This is a genomic window from Streptomyces sp. NPDC088261 (assembly GCF_044740805.1).
Lineage (GTDB): Bacteria > Actinomycetota > Actinomycetes > Streptomycetales > Streptomycetaceae > Streptomyces.
Window position 1 is genome coordinate 206,603 of sequence record NZ_JBIURL010000009.1, and the last position, 15,615, is coordinate 222,217.

Consider the following 15,615-nt stretch of genomic DNA (forward strand, 5'->3'; position numbering starts at 1 on the left):
CTCACCCCGGCAGCCGCGACCGCTTGCCGTAGTGGTCCGTCACCAGCCGGGTCATCGCGCCGATCGGGTCGGAGCGGACCTCCTTCGCCGCGAAGAAGCAGTGGCCGCCCACCCCCGGAAAGTCCTTGGCCAGGGTCAGATGACGGGACAGCTCCGCCGGGTCCTGCCACGGCGCGGGCTGCGCCGGGTCACCCGCCTTGTAGAGCGCCTCGCCGATGTAGAGGTCGACGCCCGTGCCCCGTACGACACCGTCCCACCAGCGCACCAGCTTCGCGTAGTCGGCGGCGGCGAAGCCGATGTTCCAGTACAGCTGCGGGGCGATGTAGTCGATCCAGCCCTCCTTCACCCACTTCCGGGTGTCCGCGTGCAGGTCGTCGTACGTCTGCACACCCGCCCGGGTGTCGGAGCCGAGGGGGTCGGTGGCCGCGTTGCGCCACACGCCGAAGGGGCTGATGCCGAACCGTACGTCCTTCTTGAGCTTCTTGATCTTCGCGCCGGTCTCCCGCACCAGCCGGTCCGTGTTGTCCCGCCGCCACGCCGCCTTGTCCTTGAAGCCCGCGCCGTACCGCGCGTACGCCTCGTCGTCCGCGAACACCTGGCCCGCGACCGGATAGGGGTAGAAGTAGTCGTCCCAGTGCACGGCGTCGATGTCGTAGCGCCGCACGGCGTCCAGCATGGCGTCCTGCACGAAGGCCCTGACCTCCGGGAGACCCGGGTTGTAGTAGAGCTTCCCGCCGTACGGCAGCACCCACTCGGGGTGCACCCGGGCCGGGTGCTTCGCGGAGAGCTTCGACGGGTCGGTGTGCATGGCGACGCGGTACGGGTTGAACCAGGCGTGCAGCTCCAGACCGCGCGCGTGCGCCTCGCGCACCGCCGTGCCCAGCGGGTCCCAGCCCGGGTCCTTGCCCTGCGTGCCGGTGAGGTACTGCGACCAGGGTTCGTACGGGGAGGGCCACAGGGCGTCGGCCGTGGGCCTGACCTGGAAGACGACGGCGTTCAACTTGCGGGTGACGGCCGTGTCCAGATGCGCGATCAGTTCGGCGCGCTGCTGGGCGGCGGTGAGCCCCGGCTTGGAGGGCCAGTCGCGGTTGGTGACCGTCGCGACCCACACCCCGCGCAGGTCCCGGCGCGGGGCGCGGTGCCGGCCGTCGGGGCCCACGGGCCCGCCCGCGAGCGCCTCCGAAGCGCTCAGCATCGTGGTCATCAGCGCCGCCGTGGCCGCCATGAATCCCCGTCTGCCCAAGGTGCCGGGGTGGGAGGTGAGAGAGGGGGTGTCACGGGGGAGGTTGGAGGGGATGTGGAGTGGCGTGTGCCGCATCTGGCTTCCGTCCCTTGCCGGTGGGGGGGTGGGGTGCCCGCCGTGGTGGGGAGCGGGCCGCCGTACGGGCTGAGCATGCCCGCCCCGGCACGGCGTCCACACACCCGCGCGGAGTAACGTCTCGGTCCGGGGCGGGCCACCGGTATCACCCGGCGACCTGCCGGAACCACCGACCCGGGACCCACCCGTCACCGATCCCGCACCGACCTGCGCGGATCGGCGCGGACCAGCGAAAGGCACGATGTGACCGACACCCTGACCGATATCGCCCGCGTGGGAGTGGTGGGCTGCGGCCAGATGGGCGCAGGCATCGCCGAGGTCGCCGCCCGCAGCGGCCTGGAGGTGAGGGTCGCCGAGACGACCGGCGAGGCCCTGGAGATCGGCAGGACCCGCCTGCACGGTTCGCTCGCCAAGGCCGCCGAACGCGGCAAGATCACCCCGGCTGAGCGGGACGCGACCCTCGGCCGGCTCAGCTTCACCACCGACCTCGGGGAGTTCGCCGACCGCGACCTCGTCATCGAGGCCGTCGTGGAGAACGAGAAGGTCAAGACGGAGATCTTCCAGGTGCTCGACCAGGTCGTGACCCGGCCCGACGCGATCCTGGCCTCCAACACCTCCTCCATCCCGCTGGTCAGGCTGGCCGTCGCCACCTCCCGCCCCGACCAGGTCATCGGCATCCACTTCTTCAACCCGGCCCCGGTGCAGAAGCTGGTCGAGCTGATCCCCGCCCTCACGACGTCCGACGAGACGCTCCGGCGCGCCGAGGCCCTGGTCGGGAAGGTGCTGGGCAAGCACGCGATCCGCGCCCAGGACCGCTCGGGCTTCGTGGTGAACGCCCTGCTGATCCCGTACCTGCTCTCCGCCGTCCGGATGTTCGAGTCGGGGATCGCCAGCCGTGAGGACATCGACAACGGCATGGAGCTGGGCTGCGCCCACCCGATGGGCCCGCTCAAGCTCGCCGACCTGATCGGCCTGGACACGGTGGCGTCGGTCGCGGACTCGATGTACGCCGAGTACAAGGAGGCGCTGTACGCCGCTCCCCCGCTGCTCCAGCGGATGGTGGACGCGGGACGGCTGGGCCGTAAGACGGGCGCGGGCTTCTACCCGTACGCCGCCGTCTGACCCGGATCACCGCGCGTCGTACGCACACGCCGTACGTCCCGCTGGGCGCGGATCCCCTTCAGCCCAGCCGTATGTGACGGAGCAACAGCAGCCCGGCCGCCATGTTGGCGGCCGGGATCTCGCCCCGGGCGATCATGTCCGGTACGAGCTTGAGGGGCACCCACTCGCGGCACGACGACTCGAAGTCGTCCTCGGGCGGTCCGGTGTACGTGGCCTCCTCCGCCCAGTAGAGGTGGTGGCGCGCGTCGGTGAGGCCGTTCGACGGCTCGACCGTGAGCAGATGGCGCAGCGGCCCCGGCCGCCACCCCGTCTCCTCCTCCATCTCCCGCGCCGCCGCGCGTTCGATGTCCTCGCCGTCCTCGACCACCCCGGCGGCCAGCTCCCAGCCCCAGCTGTCGGTGATGAAGCGGTGGCGCCTGAGGAGCAGCACCTCGTTGGCCTCGTTGACGACCGTGGCCGCCGCGACCGGGCGGAGCCGGATGAGGAAGTGGTCCAGGTGGCGGCCGTCGGGAAGTTCGACGTCCGCGAGGTTGACCTGGAACCAGCGATTCTCATACACAGTCTGTTCGCTCAGTTTCGTCCACTGCACGTTTCTGCCACCTTCCGACGCGTTGATGGCAACATCGCAGCAGAACTCACCGCTGATTCTCAGCAACACGTCGTCCGCGCAGGGGGCTTACCAGGGGGCTTACAGAGGCACACGGAGCGCTTCGTCGATCAGCGCGGCCGCCTCCCCCGCCTCGCTGGAACCACTGGACACCAACTCCCCGCGCACCGCGCGCAGCCGGTCCCGCAGCCGCTGGGACTCCATCCCCTTCGCGCGTTCGGCCATCTCGGCGGCGGTTCCGGCCGCCCGGTCGGGCTCGCCCTGCCGGAGCTCGATGTGGCTGAGCATGGCGAGGCGGTGGACCCTGCCCCGGTCGTGCGCCGGTGTGCCGACGGCGGCCGTCGCGTGCGCCCGCGCCGCCGCCAGATCGCCGAGACTCAGCAGCGCCTCGGCCACCTGGACGTTCACCAGGCCCGGCTGGACATAGCCCGTCTCGTCCGGTTCGTGCCCCGGCCGGATGTGCTCCGCCGCGCTCTCGGCGCGCCGGATGCGGTCCAACGCGTTGCCGCCGTCGCCGAGATGGGCGTACGACTTGGCCTGCATGGCGTAGAGGTCGGCGGTGAGGGCGGGGGTGATGCGCGTCCCGGCGGCGCGCAGGGCCGCCTCCGCGAAGGCCACGGCCTGGCGGTACTCCCCCATGTGCAGCGACTGGTTGACGAGCAGCGCGATCACGTAGGCGCCGAGTCCCCGGTCGCCGCTGGCCTTCGCGAGCCGCAGCGCCTGGTGGAAGTAGCGCTGGGCGAGGCCGTGGGCGTCGGAGTCGTACGCGCAGATGCCGGCCACCGCGACCAGTCCGCCGGTGGCGCGGTGCAGTTGCCGGCCCAGCGTGTCGCCGTACGAGCCGCGCAGCAGCGGCGCGGTCTCGGCGTTGAGGAAGCCGACGACCCGGGCGCGGGTGGCGACCCCGCCGGATCTTCGGTACATCAACTCGTAGTGCGCCCGCGCCGACTTGAGCAGCTCGACGTCGGCCGGGCCGACCCTGGTGCGGCCCGCGCGCGAGACGTCCGTGTCCTCGGGAGGGTTCTCCCACTCCCAGACGGGCATCACGGCGGGCGTCCCGGTGACGGCGGAGGCGGCCGCCAGATGGGGCCGCTGCTGTTCGTCGGAGCGCCAGAGCGCGGCGGCCCGTTCGACGAACCCGGAGAGCGGGGTGCCGGCCGGGCGGTACGCGCCGGGCACCCCGAGGCCGATGTCGTCGAGGGACAGCGGGCGGCCCAGCCGGTCGCCCAGGACCGCACAGATCAGGTCGGGCACCTGGCCTCGCGGCCGCTGCCCCTTCAACCACCGGGCCACGGCGGTGTGTTCGTACCGCAGGGTGAGACCACGGGCCTCGCCGGCGCGGTTGATCCGGGCGGCGAGACCGGCGTGGGAGATGCCCGCCTCGTCCAACAGCGAGTCGAGCAGAGTGTTGGGCTGCATGTGCCCCTCCGATGACTGGCAGGCCCACGATAGAACCTGTGCGGTGGGACAAGGGCCGGTTTGTACGGGGAAATTCACACGGGGTGTGAACGGAACGTACGAATCCGCGCCCCGCACACGCTGCCGCGGGACCGCCCGGCACGGTTGACTCGGTGGTCTCGCAAGAGGCGGCCGGGCCGCCGGCTCCCCCTCGTACAGTGCGGCGGCCCGTCACCGCGCCGTCCGTCCCCCCGACCTGCCCGACACTCCGCGGGGGAACGGACGGCGCGCCGGCCGCGTCTCGCACCAAGCAGACGGGGCCGACAGCAGGGACACGTCCCTCCGGGCCGCTCACCGGCGCGAGGGTTCTGTACGGGAGCGGCGCGGCGCCGGTTCGCCGCTCCGCGCCGGGACGCGCGTACGGCCGCCCCGGCCGCCCCGGTCGTTGCGCAGCACGAGCAGCGCCACGTCGTCGGTGATCCGCCCGCCGGTGTGCCGCAGCAGCGCCGTGTGCACCTGCCGCGCCACGTGCGCCGGCGAGACGGGCACCCCGGGCGGCCGCCCCGCCAGAGACCGTACGAGCGCGTCCTTGAGGCCGAAGAAGCGGCCCGCCGCGTCGCGGGCGTCCTCCGCCCCGTCCGTGTGCAGGAACAGCGCCTCCCCCGGCAGCAGCCGCCCGCAGACCAGGGGCGCGAGGCCGTCCGGCAGCGGGAAGGCGCCCAGCGGGGGCAGCGGCTCGACGGCGGACAGCGGTACGGCGCCCGGCCCGAGCCGATAGGGCCACGGATGGCCGCAATTGAGGGCCCGTACGTCCGAGTCGGCGCCGATCTCCAGCAGCAGGACCGTGACGAACTCCTCCGCCGCCGGGTCCGCCGGCTCCCGCCCGCCCGCCGCCGCGTGCTCCTGGCCCGTCAGGTCCCGCAACCGGCGCTGGTACGCGCGGTCGAGCCGGCGCAGCACCCCGTCCAGACCCGCCTCGTCGTGCGCGGCCTCCCGGAAGCTGCCGAGGACGGCGGCGACCGCGCCGATGGCGGACAGGCCGTGCCCGCGCACGTCCCCGATGACGATCCGCACGCCGTACGGGGTGGCCACCGCCTCGTACAGGTCGCCGCCGACGTCCGCGCCGTGCGAGACGGAGAGCCTGCGGGCGGCCAGGGTCAGCCCGTCGATCCCCGGGGGCAGCGGCCTGAGCAGCACGTCCTGGGTGGCGCGCGCGACCGCCCTCGCCTCGCGCAACTCCCGGACCGGGCCCCGCCGTACACCGGTGAGCAGATACCCCACCGCCATCAGGAACGCCGCGCAGGTCACCGAGCGGCGAACCAGGCCGTCGCCCTCCTCGTCCAGCGGGCCGGTCAGCTCCCAGAGGACGACCAGCACCAGCCAGAGGCACAGCACCACACACTCGACCACCCGCCGCGGGACGGGCGCGATCGCCCGCGTGTCCCCCGCTGCCCTCGTACGGATCATGCCGTCGGGCCTCCTCGGCCGGTCCGGACGTCCCTCGACCGTCGTGGCCGCATCGATTGTGTCGATCACTCCGGCCCGTGGGCGACCTCGTCCCGGCTTCTCACCCGAATGAGTGAGGGGGTGTCACGGGACGACCGAGGGGCGCTTCCGGAGATCCGGAAGCGCCCCTCGTCGTTCACGCCGGCGTCACGCGCCGCGCAGTCGTTCACGTGCCGGCGTCACGCGCCGCGCAGTAGTTCACGCGTCGGCGTCACGCGCCGCGCAGCACCGCTCCGGTCCGCTCGGCCGCCAGCGCCACCGCCGCGTCGCGCGCGGCCGTGGCCTCCTCGACGGTCAGCGTGCGGTCCGGCGCCCGGAAGCGCAGGGCGTACGCGAGGGACTTGCGGCCCTCGCCGATCTGCTCGCCGGTGAAGACGTCGAACAGCCGCAGGGACTCCAGCAGTTCACCCGCGCCCTGGTGCAGGGCCTCCTCCACCGCCGTGGCCGGCACGTCGTCCGCGACGACCAGGGCGACGTCCTGGGTGGCGACCGGGAACGTGGAGATCCGCGGTGCCTGGACGGGGCCGTCGCCCGCCCGCTCCAGGAGGTCCAGTTCGATCTCCATGGCGCAGGTGCGGTCCGGCACCCCGAGCGTCTTGACGACCCTCGGGTGCAGCTCCCCCGCGTGGCCGACGAGCGTCTCCTCACCGTCCACGGTGGCGAAGAGGGCCGCGCACCGGCCGGGGTGCCAGGGCGCGTGCTGCCCGGCGCGGACGGTCAGCTCGACGCCGGCCTCCCGCGCGACGGTACGGGCCGCCTCGACGGCGTCCGCCCAGCCGGCCGGGCGCCCCGCGCCCCACCAGCCGGCCTGCTCACGGGCGCCGGCCAGGACCACGGCGGCGCGGCGCGGCTGGCGCGGCAGCGCGGCGTCGAGCCCGGCGAGGTCCGCGTCCGAGGGCCGCCGGTCCACGGGCAGCCGTACCGGCACGGTCTCGTGGCCGGTCGGCCGGAAGACCAGGCCGGTCTCGAACAGCGCCAGGTCGTGCGAGCCGCGCCCGTCGTTGCGGCGCAGGGCCGCCAGGAGGCCCGGCAGCAGCGTCGTGCGCAGCGCGGGCTCCTCGTCGGAGAGCGGGTTGACCAGCGTGACCGTACGGCGGCGGGCGTCGTCGGCCGGGAGCCCGAGGGCGTCCAGGACGGCGTCGCCGATGAACGGGTAGTTCAGCGCCTCCACGTATCCGGCGCCGGCCAGCACCCGGCCGACCCTGCGGTGCAGCCGCTGCCGCTCGGTGAGGCCCCGGCCCGATGGCGGGGTCGGCAGCGTGGAGGGAAGGTTCTCGTACCCCTCCAGGCGGATGACCTCCTCGGCGAGGTCGTTGGGCGCGCCGAGGTCGGGGCGCCAGGACGGGACGGTGACGACCAGTTCGTCCTGACCCTGGACGGCGCAGCCGACTTCCTGGAGCCGCCGTACGACGGTCTCGCGCCCGTAGACCATGCCCGCCACCCGGTCGGGGTGGCCCGCGGGCATGACGATCGTGTGCGGCGCGTACGGCGCGACGACCTCGGTGACCCCGGCGCCCGCGGAACCGCCCGCGAGCAGGACCAGCAGGTCGACGGTCCGCTGCGCGGCGGCGGCCGCGGCCTGCGGGTCGACGCCGCGCTCGAAGCGCTTGGACGCCTCGGAGGCCAGCTTGTGGCGGCGCGCGGTGCGGGCGATGGAGATCGGGTCGAAGTGCGCGGCCTCGATGACGACCTCGGTGGTGCCCCGCACCTCCCCGGTCTCGGGGTCGACGGCGACATCGGCGATCTCGGTGTCGGCGCCGCCCATGACCCCGGCGAGGCCGATGGCCCCCCGGTCGTCGGTGATGACGAGGTCCTCGGGGTCGAGGGTGCGCTCGGCGCCGTCGAGCGTGGTGATCTTCTCGCCGGGCAGGGCGCGGCGGACCCCGAGGGGCCCGTCGATCCGGGAGCGGTCGTACGCGTGCAGGGGCTGGCCGACCTCCAGCATCACGTAGTTGGTGATGTCGACGGCCAGCGAGATCGGCCGCATGCCGGCCTTCTGGAGCCGGCGGGTCAGCCAGAGGGGGCTGCGGGCCTCGGGGTCGAGGCCGGTGACCGTACGGGCCGTGAAGCGGTCGGAGCCCCTGGGATCGGCGATCTTCACGGGGTGCCCGAAGGCGTTCGGCGCGGGCACGTCGAGCAGCGCCGGGTCGCGCAGGGCCAGGCCGTACGCGGTGGCGGTCTCGCGGGCGACGCCGCGCAGCGAGAGGCAGTAGCCGCGGTCCGGGGTGACGGCGATGTCGAGGACTTCGTCGACCAGCTCCAGGAGCGCGATCGCGTCGGTGCCGACCTCGTGCTCCGGAGGCAGGACGATGATGCCGCCGGAGCCGTCGTCGCCCATGCCCAGCTCGTCGCCGGAGCAGATCATGCCGTGCGAGGTCTTGCCGTACGTCTTGCGCGCGGCGATCGCGAAGTCGCCGGGCAGCACCGCGCCCGGCAGGACCACGACGACCTTGTCGCCGACGGAGAAGTTCCGGGCGCCGCAGACGATCTCCTGCGGGTCGCCGGTGCCGTTGGCCGTGCCGACGTCGACGGTGCAGAAGCGGATGGGCTTCTTGAAGCCCTCCAGCTCCTCGATGGTGAGGACCTTGCCCACGACCAGGGGGCCCTTGAGACCGGCGCCGAGCTGTTCGACGGCCTCCACCTCCAGGCCCGCCGAGACGAGCCGGGCCTGGACGTCGCGGCCGGTCTCCGTCGCCGGCAGGTCGACGTACTCCCGCAGCCAGGAAAGCGGGACGCGCATCAGATCTCCATCCCGAACGGCCGGGTGAACCGGACGTCCGACTCGACCATGTCTCGCATGTCTTCGACGTGGTGGCGGAACATCAGCATCCGTTCGATGCCGAACCCGAAGGCGAACCCGCTGTACCTCTCGGGGTCGACGCCACAGGCGACGAGCACCTTCGGGTTGACCATGCCGCAGCCGCCGAGCTCGATCCAGCCTTCGCTGCCGCAGGTGCGGCAGGGCCGGTCGGGGTTGCCGACGGACGCGCCGCGGCAGACGTAGCAGAGCATGTCCATCTCGGCGGACGGCTCGGTGAAGGGGAAGTAGTTCGGCCGCAGCCGGGTCTTCATGTCCGAGCCGAAGAGCGCCTGGACCATGTGGTCGAGGGTGCCCTTGAGGTCGGCCATGGTGAGGCCCTCGTCCACGGCGAGCAGCTCGATCTGGTGGAAGACCGGGGTGTGCGTGGCGTCCAGCTCGTCCGTCCGGTAGACCCGGCCCGGGCAGACCACGTACACGGGCGGCTCGCGGTCGAGCAGGGTGCGGGCCTGGACGGGTGAGGTGTGCGTACGGAGCAGCACACCGGACTCGTCGCCGGTGTCGGCGGCCTGACCGGGCGCCCGCACGAAGAAGGTGTCCTGGGTCTGGCGGGCCGGGTGGTCGGGCAGGAAGTTCAGGGCGTCGAAGTTGAACCACTCCGCCTCGACCTCGGGGCCCTCGGCGATCTCGTAGCCCATGGCGACGAAGACGTCCGCGACCCGCTCCATGAGCGTGGTCAGCGGGTGCCGGGCGCCGGGCGGTACCCGGTCGTACGGCAGCGTGACGTCCACCGCCTCCTCGACCAGGACCCGGCTGTCGCGCTCGGCCTCCAGCTCGGTCTGCCGGGCGGCGAGGGCCTTGCTCACGGCGCCGCGGGCCTGGCCCACGCGCTTGCCCGCCTCGGCCTTGGCCTGCGGCGGCAGCGCGCCGATCTCGCGGTTGGCGAGGGCGAGCGGCGAGGTCCCGGAGGTGTGCGCGGTCTTCGCGTGAGCGAGCGCGTCGAGATCGCCCGCGGCGGCGAAGGCGGCGAGCGCCTCGTCCCGCATGCGCTCGATCTGTTCCGGTTTCAGCGCCTCGACCTCGACTGGGTCGTACGACTTGTTGGGTGCCGACATCTCTTCCCGTACTTCCGTTTGGCTGGCGAAACGACCCTGCTCGATCGCTGTAGGCGCCGAAGGTGCCAGTGGTCGAGTCTAAAGGGCGTGTGGACGTCGCGGATCCCTCAGGCCCGTCCGTGCGCTCCCCCGGGGCCTGTCCGTCCGCTCGGGTGGGGCCCGTCCGTCCGCTCAGGTCAGGTAGGCCGGAGCGGCGACGGGCAGGACGAATCGGAACTGGGCGCCGCCGCCGGGGCCGCGGCCGACGGTGATCGTCCCGCCGTGCGCCTCGACGATGCCCTTGACGATGTAGAGGCCGAGGCCCGTACCGCCGCGTTTGCTGCCCCGCCAGAAGCGGGTGAAGACGCGGCCCATCGACTCCTCGGGGATGCCGGGGCCCTCGTCGCACACGGTGACGGCGGTGCCCTTCACGGTGCCCCTCCCGTCCTCGATGTGCCCGATCTCCGCGGCTGCCACCTCGATGGTGACGGTTCCCTCGCCGTGGCGCACCGCGTTTTCCAGCAGGTTGCCGAGGATCTGGTCGATCTTGTCGGGGTCGGCCCACAGATCGGGCAGGGGGCGCTGTATCCGTACGAGGAACCGGTCCGGGGACTGGCCCGCTGCGGTGTGCGACTGGACGTGGCGGCCGACGGCGGCGCCGATGTCGACCGGCTGGCGGCGGACCTCCAGGCGCCCGGAGTCGATCCGCGAGATGTCGAGGAGTTCGGCGATGAGCCGGGTGACCCGGTTGGCGTCGGCGTCGACCGTCTCCAGCATCAGCCGCTTCTGGTCGTCGGTGAAGCGTTCCCACTTGGCGAGCAGCGTCGCCGTGAAGCCCTTGACGGAGGTCAGCGGCGAGCGCAGTTCATGGGCGACGGTGGCGATCAGCTCGGCGTGACTGCGTTCGGTACGGCGGCGGGCCTCGGTGCCCCGGACGCAGATGACGAGCTTCTGGACCGGGCCGAGCGGGCGGACGCGTACGTACCGCGCGGAGACCAGGACCTCCCGCCCGCCCGGGAGCAGTAAATTCCGCTCGGGCTGCCCGACCCGGGTGGCCAGTCCGCCGTACGGATCCGTCAGCGTCCACCACCGGCGGCCCTCCAGGTCCTCCAGCGGCAGCGCGCGCTCCAGCGGCTGACCGAGGGCTTCCGCGAGCGGTACGGCGGTGATCCGCGCGGCGGCGGCGTTGAAGCAGGTCACGCGGCCGTGCTCGTCGGCGACGACGAGCCCGTCGGGGAGGTCGTCGGGATCGATGGGCTGCGCGAGGCCGGCCGGGTCGGCGGGCCGCGTGCCGTCGCCGCCGGCGGCGGGATCCTGGCCGTCGCCTCCGACAGGGCGGTCCTGGCCGTCGCCGCCAGCAGGTCGGTCCTGGCCGTCGCCGCCCGCGGCGGGGTCCTGGCCGTCGTCACCGGCTCCCGGGTCCGGGCCGCGCAGGACAGGTCCCTGGACCGTGACAGGTCTGCTGGTCCCGGCCGTCATCCCCGTAATCCCGCCTCTTCCACATAGCTCAGTGGGTCTGCGAAGGCGCAACAGTACTAGCCATACGTGACGGAGCGGACCCCCTCAGCGCCTGTTCCCGGCGCTGTTCCCGGACCGTTGCGCACGTGCCGACGCGTACAGGCATACGGCCGCGGCGGTCGCGAGGTTCAGGCTCTCGGCCTTTCCGTGGATCGGGACCCGTACGACGGCGTCCGCGAGGGCGCGCGTCTCCGCCGGCAGCCCCCAGGCCTCGTTGCCGAAGACCCAGGCCGTGGGCCCGCCCATGGTGCCCGCGTCCAGCTCGTCGTCCAGGTCGTCGTCGCCCGCGCCGTCGGCGGCGAGGATCCGTACCCCGGCGTCCTTGAGCCCCCGTACGGCCTCCTCGACCGGAACTCCGACGGCGACCGGCAGGTGGAACAGCGAGCCGACGGACGCGCGGACCGACTTGGGGTTGTACAGGTCGACGGAGGCGTCGGTGAGGACCACGGCGTCGGCGCCCGCGGCGTCCGCGCAGCGCAGCACCGTACCGGCGTTCCCGGGGTCGCGGACGTGCGCGAGCACGGCGACGAGGCGGGGCCGGGCGCGCAGGACGTCCTCGAACGGCGAGTCGAGGAAGCGGCAGACGCCGAGCAGCCCCTGGGGAGTGACGGTCTGCGACACCTCGGCGAGCACGGTGTCGGGCGCGAGGTGCACGCGGGCGCCGCTCTCCCTGGCCCCGTCCACGATGTCCGCGTACCGCTCGGCGGCCTCCACGGTGGTGAACAGCTCCAGGAGGGTCGGCTCCCCGCCGGGGCCCCGGTGGGCGACCGCTTCCCGTACGGCCTGCGGCCCCTCGGCGATGAACCGGCGCTCCTTGATCCGGAAGGCGCGCCGGGCGAGCCGCTTGGCGGCCAGGACGCGCGGGGATCGCGGGGAGATCAGCTCGGGGGTGCCCATGGGCGGCGGCTCACTCACGTGTGGGGCCCGGGACGTGTCGTACCGGACCGCGGGGACCCGGCGCGCCGGTCGCGTACCGGACCGGGGCGGGGCGGGCGGGGAAGGGGGAGGCGGGAACACATCGGACCCGCAGGCGCGCTGCCTGCGGGTCCGGTGGGAAGTGCATGCGGCCTGAGGGAGATCAGGCGGCGGCCTTCGGGGCGTTGACGTCGCTCGGGAGGGCCTTCTGGGCGACCTCGACGAGCGTGGCGAACGCGTTGGCGTCGTTGACCGCGAGCTCGGCGAGGATCTTGCGGTCCACCTCGACGTTGGCGGCCTTCAGACCCTGGATGAAGCGGTTGTACGTGATGCCGTTGGCGCGGGCCGCGGCGTTGATCCGCTGGATCCACAGCTGGCGGAAGTCACCCTTGCGCTTCTTGCGGTCGTTGTAGTTGTAGACGAGGGAGTGGGTGACCTGCTCCTTGGCCTTGCGGTACAGGCGCGAGCGCTGGCCGCGGTAACCGCTGGCCGCCTCGAGGATTGCCCGGCGCTTCTTGTGGGCGTTGACTGCCCGCTTGACGCGTGCCACGTGTTAACTCCTTGTAGCGGGGCCGTGGTTCGGTGTCACACGGCCCGGAAACGAATGGGTCCCGGTCCTGAGGTCGCACCCCCGGTCACCGGGGGTCGCGACGTCACTTGCCGAGAAGCTTCTTGATCTTCGCGGCGTCGCCCGGGGCCATCTCGGCGGTGCCGGTCAGGCGCCGCGTCACCCGCGAGGACTTGTGCTCGAGCAGGTGGCGCTTGCCGGCGCGCTCGCGCATGACCTTGCCGGAGCCGGTGATCTTGAAGCGCTTGCTGGCACCGCTGTGCGTCTTGTTCTTCGGCATGGCGCCGTTCTCTCCTCGTCAGTGGCGCTCCCAGCCGGCCGGATTCTCAGCCGGCGCACGGGAGCGTCAGATCTCTGGTGTGTGGTTCCTGAACGGAGCCGTGGGCCGCCTGGATGGCAGCCCGTGGATCACGCCTCGGAAGATGCCTCGGCCGGGGCTTCGGCTTCGGCGGCAGCTGCTTCGGCGCGAGCGTCGGCGGCGTCCGGGGACTCGTCGACGTGCTCGTCGGGTGCGTAACCCGCGCGCTCCGCCTTGCGGGCGGCCTGGGCCTCGCGCGCCTCGGCCATGGCCTCGGTCTTCTTCTTGTGCGGGCCGAGAACCATGATCATGTTCCGGCCGTCCTGCTTCGGGTTCGACTCGATGAAGCCGAGCTCCTCCACGTCCGACGCGAGCCGCTGGAGCAGTCGGAAGCCCAGTTCGGGGCGGGACTGCTCACGACCGCGGAACATGATCGTGATCTTGACCTTGTCGCCCTGCTTCAGGAACCTGACGACGTGACCCTTTTTGGTGTCATAGTCATGCGGGTCGATCTTCGGGCGGAGCTTCATCTCCTTGATGACCGTGTGCGCCTGGTTCTTGCGCGCCTCACGGGCCTTCATGGCCGACTCGTACTTGAACTTCCCGTAGTCCATGAGCTTGCACACGGGCGGACGTGCGGTCGCCGCGACCTCAACCAGGTCGAGGTCGTACTCCTGTGCCAACTCCAGGGCCTTCGCCAGCGGGACAATGCCCACCTGCTCGCCGCTGGGGCCGACAAGTCGGACCTCGGGAACGCGAATCCGGTCGTTAATGCGGGGCTCGGCGCTGATGGATCCTCCTCGGTAGCACCACACGACTGTCTGGCAGACAGCCGCGTAAGGTCTGTTGACTCTTACCTGAGACCAACCGTGGGGGAACGCGAAAAATGCCCCGGACGGGACACAGGCGGGAGCTCCTCGCACTACCGGAGCACCGCCGCGTCTACCGCGGGGCGCGCATCGGGCGGCTCCATCGTCCGTACGGAACGATGGGCACCACCTGACCGGTGACCCGCCGCCCGGAAGGGGCAGCCAGGTGGGAGATCGGAGCCTCCACTTGTGGGCCGGGCACATGAATGTCCGGCCGGTCGTCACACCAGGTTAGCACCTTCCCGCTCCCGGGAGCCAACCGTGGGGGCGGAGGCGGGCGGGGCCTATCGTGTGGGGCATGAGCGACGCCCCCTCCCCGCAGCAGTCCCCGGCCTTCTCGGAGTCCCCGCAATCGTCGGCCTTCTCCGACTCCCCGCAGTCGTCGGCCTTCTCGGACTCCACGCAGTCCCCGCAGTCCGCGGCGTCCCCGCAGGAGTCCCCCGACTTCGACGCGATGACCCGCGACATCGCGGAAGTGCCCGCCGTCGAGGTGATCGTCACGGTCGCGGTGAACCTGATGAGCGCGGCGGCCGTGAAGCTCGGCCTGACCGAGGACGGCGACGACCACAAGGACCTGGACGAGGCGCGCAAGCTGGTCCACGCGCTGGCCGGGCTGCTGGACGCGAGCACGACGGAGATCAGCTCGTTCCACGCGGCGCCGCTGCGGGACGGGCTCAAGTCGCTCCAGCTGGCGTTCCGCGAGGCGTCGGTGGTACGGGACGAGCCGGGGCAGGGCCCCGGGGAGAAGTACACGGGCCCGGTCTACGGCTGAGGGTTTCCCGGGGCACGGCTGAGCGGTCTCGGCCTATCGGCTAGGCGTCCCCGGCCTACGGCTGAGGGTTCCCCGGGTCACCGGCGACCGTACGGGCGTCCGCCGACGTGTCGCGTACGAACAGGGGCTCGCCCGGTGGCGTGGCCTCGGCCGGCAGCAGTGCCAGGTCGAGCCCGCGCACCAGGCGGGCCCTCAGCACGTCGTCGGCGGCGAGCGCCCCGGCGACGCGGCGGGCGGTGTCGGCGGGGGGCGCGGCCGGTTCCAGGACGAGGGCCAGCGTGCCGTCCGCCGTACCAGGCCCGAGGTGGGCCCGGAGGACGGCGGGCTCGGCGGAGACCACACCGCGTACCGCCGCCGTGACGGCGGGGTCGTCGAGGGGGTCGGTGCTGGTACGGCCTTCGGCGGCGGCGAGGAGAGCGGCCCCGGTGAGCTGGTACGGCACGGGCCCGGCGAGGTCGAGCACGACCGTGTCGGCCTGCTCGTGGGCGGCGGCCCGGAGTGCCTGGTGCAGGGGTACGGCGACGGGGCGGGCCGCCGGGTCCCAGCGGGCCAGCGCCGCGACGGACGTGAAGGCCGGCAGCGCGCGGCGGTCGCCCGCCCGGAGCGTCGGCACGGCCATGTCGCTGGTCTTCTCGCGGCGCAGCCCGTTCTCGTCCTCCTCGGTCTCGCCGAGGACGGCGACGATGGGGACGAGCAGCCGGGCGCTCGTGAGCGCCGCCAGCACGGCCCCTTCGGCGGACCGGTCGGCCGACCAGGCGGCGAGGGCGGAGGCCAGCGCGGGGTCGGCGGTGCCGTCGTCGTCGGAGAAGCCGGGGTCGGGGATGTTCTTGAGCGCCACGGGTCGAGCGTAGTGCCCGGTCGGAGCCGGTCGG

General features: G+C 72.8%; 14 protein-coding genes. 2 read left to right on the top strand and 12 right to left on the bottom strand.

Features of this window, described 5'->3' with window-relative positions; genetic code table 11:
- Position 1: 1 nt before the first annotated feature.
- The gene (locus tag ACIODU_RS19640) at positions 2-1,225 is read right to left on the bottom strand and encodes a glycoside hydrolase family 10 protein (protein ID WP_401769165.1); all 1,224 of its coding nucleotides are present in this window, start codon (positions 1,223-1,225) and stop codon (positions 2-4) included.
- Positions 1,226-1,573: 348 nt separating this feature from the next.
- Here ACIODU_RS19640 and ACIODU_RS19645 point away from each other — a divergent pair, with 348 nt between their 5' ends.
- The gene (locus ACIODU_RS19645) at positions 1,574-2,440 is read left to right on the top strand and encodes a 3-hydroxybutyryl-CoA dehydrogenase (protein ID WP_401769167.1); all 867 of its coding nucleotides are present in this window, start codon (positions 1,574-1,576) and stop codon (positions 2,438-2,440) included.
- A gap of 58 nt (positions 2,441-2,498) precedes the next feature.
- Here ACIODU_RS19645 and ACIODU_RS19650 read toward each other — a convergent pair whose 3' ends face one another.
- The 10 genes from ACIODU_RS19650 to infC form a co-directional block, all read right to left on the bottom strand.
- The gene (locus ACIODU_RS19650; protein ID WP_401769053.1) at positions 2,499-3,029 is read right to left on the bottom strand and encodes an NUDIX hydrolase; all 531 of its coding nucleotides are present in this window, start codon (positions 3,027-3,029) and stop codon (positions 2,499-2,501) included.
- Between the two features lie 99 nt (positions 3,030-3,128).
- Complete coding sequence (locus ACIODU_RS19655; protein WP_401769055.1) at positions 3,129-4,466, bottom strand: transcriptional regulator; 1,338 nt, start codon at positions 4,464-4,466, stop codon at positions 3,129-3,131.
- A 330-nt stretch (positions 4,467-4,796) separates the two neighbouring features.
- Positions 4,797-5,912 (bottom strand): PP2C family protein-serine/threonine phosphatase, encoded by a 1,116-nt coding sequence (locus ACIODU_RS19660; protein WP_401769057.1) that lies wholly within the window; start codon positions 5,910-5,912, stop codon positions 4,797-4,799.
- Between the two features lie 250 nt (positions 5,913-6,162).
- Positions 6,163-8,691: a phenylalanine--tRNA ligase subunit beta gene (gene pheT / locus ACIODU_RS19665; RefSeq protein ID WP_401769058.1), complete on the bottom strand. Its 2,529-nt coding sequence runs from the start codon at positions 8,689-8,691 to the stop codon at positions 6,163-6,165.
- Positions 8,691-9,824, bottom strand: coding sequence for a phenylalanine--tRNA ligase subunit alpha (pheS, locus tag ACIODU_RS19670; protein WP_356424900.1), 1,134 nt, complete (start codon positions 9,822-9,824; stop codon positions 8,691-8,693). Before pheS ends, pheT begins: the two co-directional genes overlap by 1 nt.
- Before the next feature lie 171 nt (positions 9,825-9,995).
- Positions 9,996-11,282, bottom strand: coding sequence for an ATP-binding protein (locus ACIODU_RS19675; protein WP_401769060.1), 1,287 nt, complete (start codon positions 11,280-11,282; stop codon positions 9,996-9,998).
- A gap of 84 nt (positions 11,283-11,366) precedes the next feature.
- Positions 11,367-12,218, bottom strand: a complete 852-nt coding sequence (locus ACIODU_RS19680; protein ID WP_356424905.1) for an RNA methyltransferase — start codon at positions 12,216-12,218, stop codon at positions 11,367-11,369.
- A gap of 181 nt (positions 12,219-12,399) precedes the next feature.
- Positions 12,400-12,786, bottom strand: coding sequence for a 50S ribosomal protein L20 (gene rplT / locus ACIODU_RS19685; protein WP_161307754.1), 387 nt, complete (start codon positions 12,784-12,786; stop codon positions 12,400-12,402).
- A 103-nt stretch (positions 12,787-12,889) separates the two neighbouring features.
- Complete coding sequence (gene rpmI / locus ACIODU_RS19690) at positions 12,890-13,084, bottom strand: 50S ribosomal protein L35 (RefSeq protein ID WP_356424909.1); 195 nt, start codon at positions 13,082-13,084, stop codon at positions 12,890-12,892.
- Positions 13,085-13,212: 128 nt separating this feature from the next.
- Complete coding sequence (infC, locus tag ACIODU_RS19695; RefSeq protein ID WP_356424911.1) at positions 13,213-13,917, bottom strand: translation initiation factor IF-3; 705 nt, start codon at positions 13,915-13,917, stop codon at positions 13,213-13,215.
- 508 nt (positions 13,918-14,425) lie between these two features.
- Between infC and ACIODU_RS19700 the strand changes: the two genes are divergently transcribed.
- A complete protein-coding gene (locus ACIODU_RS19700) occupies positions 14,426-14,743 on the top strand; it encodes a DUF1844 domain-containing protein (RefSeq protein WP_161307760.1) in 318 nt (105 codons plus the stop codon).
- Positions 14,744-14,798: 55 nt separating this feature from the next.
- Here the strand turns inward: ACIODU_RS19700 and ACIODU_RS19705 are convergent, their stop codons facing one another.
- On the bottom strand, positions 14,799-15,581 hold the full coding sequence (locus tag ACIODU_RS19705; protein ID WP_401769062.1) for an SseB family protein: 783 nt from the start codon (positions 15,579-15,581) through the stop codon (positions 14,799-14,801).
- Positions 15,582-15,615 lie beyond the last annotated feature (34 nt).